Below are 4,500 nucleotides of genomic sequence, written 5' to 3' on the forward strand. Positions count from 1 at the left end.
GCCTCGATCGCAAGCTCGGCGTCCGAGGCGTCCGCGAGCTCCGTGGAGGTGGAGATACGTGCGAGCACGGCCTCGGGGTCGGCGACCTGCCCCTTGGCAGCGAGCTTGTCGAGTGAGGCGGCGATGCCGGCCCGGCCCCGCTCGAGCTGCTCGGAGCCGACGTCGACGAGCTTGACGCGCATGCCCGCGCTCGCGGCCACCTGCGCGATGCCGGCTCCCATCTGCCCGGAGCCGACGACCAGAACGCGCTGGATCACCGCCCGCCGACCTCGATCACGATCGCGTCACCCTGCCCGCCGCCCGAGCAGATCGCGGCCAGGCCGCGGCCGCCGCCACGGCGGCGCAGCTCGTACATGAGCGTTCCCACCAGTCGCGCCCCCGACGCCCCGACCGGATGGCCGAGCGCAACGGCGCCGCCGTTGACGTTGACGCGCTCGCGATCGACGCCCAGATCGCGCGACGACTGCAGCGCGACCGAGGCGAAGGCCTCGTTGATCTCGATGACCTCCATGTCGGCGGCAGCCAGGCCGGCTCGCTCGAGCGCGATCTGCGCAGCCTTGGCCGGCACGCGCGCCAGCGAGTCGTGCCGGTTGGCCGTGCAGCCCGTGGCGAGGATGCGCGCCAGCGGCTCGAGCTCGCGCTCCTGTGCCAGGCCGGCCTCGGCGACGACGAGCATGGCAGCGCCGTCGTTGACGCCCGGCGAGTTGCCGGCGGTGTGCGAGCCCTCCTTGCCCGTGAGGCCCGGCAGCTTGCTCAGCGCCTCTAGCGTGGAGCCGCGGCGCGGGCCCTCGTCGACCTCGACGACCGTGTCGCCTTTGCGACCCTTGACCGTGAACGGGACGATCTCATCGGCCATGCGGCCGTCGTCGATCGCGGCCAGCGCGAGCTCGTGGCTGCGCAGCGCCCAGCGGTCGAGATCGGGGCGCGTCAGCTCGAGCTCGTCGCCGACCTCGGTGGCCTCGATGAACATCTGCTTGCCGCTGAACGGGTTGGTGAGGCCGTCGTGGACCATCGAGTCCAGTGCCTTGGCATCGCCCATGCGGTAGCCGAAGCGGGCCTGGGGCAGCAGGTACGGGGCACCGGACATGGACTCCATGCCGCCACCGACGCCGACCTCGACGTCACCGGCGCGGATCGCCTGGTCGAGGATCACGGTCGCGCGCAGGCCGGAGGCACAGACCTTGTTGATGGTCTCGCTCGAGACGCCCTTCGGGATGCCGGCCTTGATCTGCGCCTGACGCGAGGGCACCTGGCCCTGACCGGCCTGGATGACCTGGCCCATGACGACGTGGTCGACCTGGTCGGGCGCGACGTCGGCGCGCTCGAGCGCGGCGGTGATGGCGGCCGCGCCGAGGTCGGTCGCGTCGATGGAGGACAGGCCGCCGCCGAGCTTCCCGATCGGGGTGCGGGCGGTGCCGAGGATGACGGTCTTGGGCATGAAGATGTCTCGGTCTCTGGAGTCGGGTCGGGACGGTTTGGGCCCGGAACGGTAACGAGTAGCGTGCCGCGCCATGCGTGTGACCGCCACCACCGAGGCCGCGGCGTCGACCGCGGCCGACACCGTCGTCGTCGGCCTGGTCGAGGGTGAGGGCGTTCCTCACGATGTCGAGGGCGGGGTGCTGCAGGCGCTCGTGGACGCCGGCGAGGCCAAGGCGAAGCCGTGCCATCTGGCAGTGGCTCACGCCGGCGGCAAGCGCTGGATCCTCGTCGGGCTGGGTGCGCGGGGCAAGCTGAGCGCCGAGGGGCTGCGCCTCGCGGCGGCCGCCGCGCATGGTCGTGCGCGGGATCTCGACGCGCAGATCGTCTGCTGGGAGCTGCCGCACAAGGCGCGCGAGCACCGGCCGGCGCGGGCGGTCGTCGAAGGGACGCTGTTGGCGGCCTATCGCTTCACGGCGTTCAAGTCGGGCGACGACAACGGCTCGTCGAAGATCGCCGAGCTGGTCGTGAGCGACCACGTCGATCAGGCCGATGAGGTCGCGCGGGCGGTGGTCGTCGCCGAGGCGGTCAACGCGGCGCGGGACCTGCAGAACACGCCGGCGAATCACATGACGCCAACGGCGTTGGGCGCGCGGGCGCAGGCGATCGCGGCCGAGCATGGTGCGCTGAGCTGCGAGGTGGTGGGTCGCGAGGAGATCGTGGCGCGCGGGATGGGCGCGTTTGCCGCGGTCGCCGCCGGCTCTGACGAAGAGCCCGCGCTGATCACGCTGCGCTACGAGCCCGAGGGCGCGACCGGGCCGGTCCTGGGCCTCGTTGGCAAGGGCGTGACGTTTGACTCCGGCGGGATCTCGATCAAGCCGGCCGGGTCGATGGCGGACATGAAGTACGACATGACCGGCGGGGCCGCAGTGATCGAGGCGCTCGGCGCGATCGCCGCGCTTGGCCTGCCGGTCCGGGTTGTTGGTGTGGTCGGCGCGACCGAGAACCTGCTCAGCGGCAGCGCGATGAAACCGAGCGATGTCGTGACGTCGGCGTCCGGGCTGACCGTCCAGATCGACAACACCGACGCCGAGGGCCGCCTCGTCCTGGCCGACTGCCTGCACCACGCGGTCGCCCAGGGCGCCGAGCGGCTCGTCGACGTCGCGACGCTCACCGGCGCGATCATGAGCACGCTGGGCCGGGTCTACTCGGGCTTCTGGGCCGACGACGAGGAGTGGGCGGCGGACGTCGCGGGTGCGGCCGAGGACGCCGGCGAGCTGATCTGGCGGATGCCGCTGCACGAGCGCTACGCCGAGCTCGTCAAGGGCGCGACGGCTGACGTGGCCAACCAGTCGCCGCTGCGCACCGGCGCGGCCTGCACCGCGGCGGAGTTCCTGCATCGCTTCACCGGCGGCGTGCCGTGGGCGCATCTGGACATCTGCGGGACGGCGTGGGATTCGGGGCGTGCGTATGCGCCGAAGGGCGGGACGGGCGTGATGGTCCGCACGCTGGTCGCGCTGGCCGAGCGCCTCGGCGCCGAGGGCCGGGGAGCGGGCACAGAGGCGCCACGCAGCGACGCCGAGAGCCCACAGACGGGCTCAAACGAGGACGCGCCGGCGGCGTGAGCGCAATCCGGCGAGCCCTTCCGCTGTGGCTCGTCCTGGTCGCCGCCTACGCGCTGACGCTGGCCGTGCCCGGCGGGCCGGGCGGCCAGACGCTCAGCGCCCCCGAGGCGCACCGGCTGCTCGCGGCCGAGTCGCTGGTCTCCGACGGGGACGTCGACCTGCGCGACGAGTACGCCACGCATGCCTGGCGCCGCTGGTACTCCGGGCCGCTGGGCCCGGCGGCCGAGCCGACCGACGGGCGGCTGGTCGAGCCGGTCGGCCTGGGTTTCACGCTGCTGATCGCGCCGGCCTACGCGGTCGCGGGGCCGACCGGGGTCCGGATCTGGCTGGCGCTCCTCGCCGCGCTCGGCTTCTGCCTGGCGGCCGCGCTGGGGCGGGCGCTCGTGCCCGAGCCGTGGGCGACCCGCGCCGCGCTCGTGGTCGGGCTCTCGCCGCCCGCGCTGGGCGCAGCGACCGCGGTTGCGCCGGCGATGGCCGGCGCGACCTGCCTGGCCGGCGCCGCGCTGCTGGCGCTGCGCGTGCGCGAGGAGCCGCGCCGGTCGTGGGCGTTCTGGGGCGCGGGGCTCGTGGCGGCGCTGCCGTGGCTGGCAACCGAGCTGATCGCGCCGGCGGCGGTGGTCGCCGTGGCGATGGCGCGCTGGCTGCGGCGCCGCCAGCGCGGGCTGGCGGGCTTCATCGCGCTGGAGGTCACGCTCACCTCGGCTGTCATCTATCTCACGGTGAGCGATCGGCTGTTCGGTGGGCTGACGCCGCATGACGTCGCCCGCGGCGGCGCCACGGGCGCAACGGGAGTGCTTGACCATCTCTCGCGCGCGCCGCGGCTGGCGACCACCTGGCTGGACCCGCACGCCGGGTTGTTGGTGTGGTCGCCATTCTGCCTGCTGGCCTTCGTCGCCCTCTGGCGGCTGTGGCGCTCACGTCGCGAGCGTCTGTCAGTCGCGGTCTTCGACCAAGTTGATGTGGAGGTCACCGCAGCGTTCCTGGCGCTGATCGTCGCCGCCGTCGCGCTGACCACCGTCTTCGCCGCGCCATCGCTGGACGGCGGTGCCCGCATCTGGGCCCACGCCCGCCACATGGTCCCGGCACTGCCGGCGCTTGCGGCGCTCAGCGCGTGGGGCTGGCGCTTCGTGCCACGCACCGGGACCGCGCTGGCAGCGATCACCCTGGGCGCAAGCGTTGCGCTCCTCGCCACCCACCTCTGACCCCACCCAAACCCGGCGTCGAGGGACGACTGGTGGTCGCTGAGCGACCATCAGTCGTCCCTCGACGACTGGCGCGGTGGGCGCGGCGGCCGCGGTGGCGGCGGCTCTGGAGCCGTACCGGACGCCTGACGGCGGCTACGGGTACGCGCTCGAGCCCGACGGGCGCGGGCCGACGAGCCAGCCGCCGCACATCTGGACCGCGCTGGAGGCGCTCCACGACGTCGGCGCGACCGACGCGGGCGTGTGCGATCACCTGG

The 4,500-nt window shown here is 73.7% G+C and carries 4 protein-coding genes and 1 pseudogene; 3 read left to right on the plus strand and 2 right to left on the minus strand.

Annotated elements, in window-relative coordinates:
* The coding region (locus VGO10_RS00690; RefSeq protein WP_327464156.1) for a 3-hydroxyacyl-CoA dehydrogenase NAD-binding domain-containing protein at nt 1-257 on the minus strand (257 nt) is incomplete at its 3' end.
* Entirely contained in the window at nt 254-1,438 is a 1,185-nt protein-coding gene (locus tag VGO10_RS00695; RefSeq protein ID WP_327464157.1) for an acetyl-CoA C-acyltransferase, read from the minus strand. The genes VGO10_RS00690 and VGO10_RS00695, both read right to left, overlap by 4 nt.
* A 73-nt stretch (nt 1,439-1,511) precedes the next feature.
* Here VGO10_RS00695 and VGO10_RS00700 point away from each other — a divergent pair, with 73 nt between their 5' ends.
* The 3 genes and pseudogenes from VGO10_RS00700 to VGO10_RS00710 all read left to right on the plus strand — a co-directional run.
* Nucleotides 1,512-3,041 carry a leucyl aminopeptidase gene (locus tag VGO10_RS00700; protein ID WP_327464158.1) on the plus strand — a complete coding sequence of 510 codons (1,530 nt, stop codon included), beginning with the start codon at nt 1,512-1,514 and terminating at the stop codon, nt 3,039-3,041.
* Nucleotides 3,038-4,243: a hypothetical protein gene (locus VGO10_RS00705; protein WP_327464159.1), complete on the plus strand. Its 1,206-nt coding sequence runs from the start codon at nt 3,038-3,040 to the stop codon at nt 4,241-4,243. The genes VGO10_RS00700 and VGO10_RS00705 overlap by 4 nt, the downstream gene beginning before the upstream one ends.
* Before the next feature lie 76 nt (nt 4,244-4,319).
* A pseudogene (locus tag VGO10_RS00710) lies at nt 4,320-4,500 on the plus strand (hypothetical protein); the annotation flags it as partial.

The organism is Baekduia sp., from assembly GCF_035996765.1.
GTDB lineage: Bacteria > Actinomycetota > Thermoleophilia > Solirubrobacterales > Solirubrobacteraceae > Baekduia.

Bases quoted from the DNA above. Each gene is read 5' to 3' on its own strand.
- VGO10_RS00695 (WP_327464157.1), bottom strand. From the start codon at position 1,438: ATGCCCAAGACCGTCATCCTCGGCACCGCCCGCACCCCGATCGGGAAG.
- VGO10_RS00700 (WP_327464158.1), top strand. From the start codon at position 1,512: ATGCGTGTGACCGCCACCACCGAGGCCGCGGCGTCGACCGCGGCCGAC.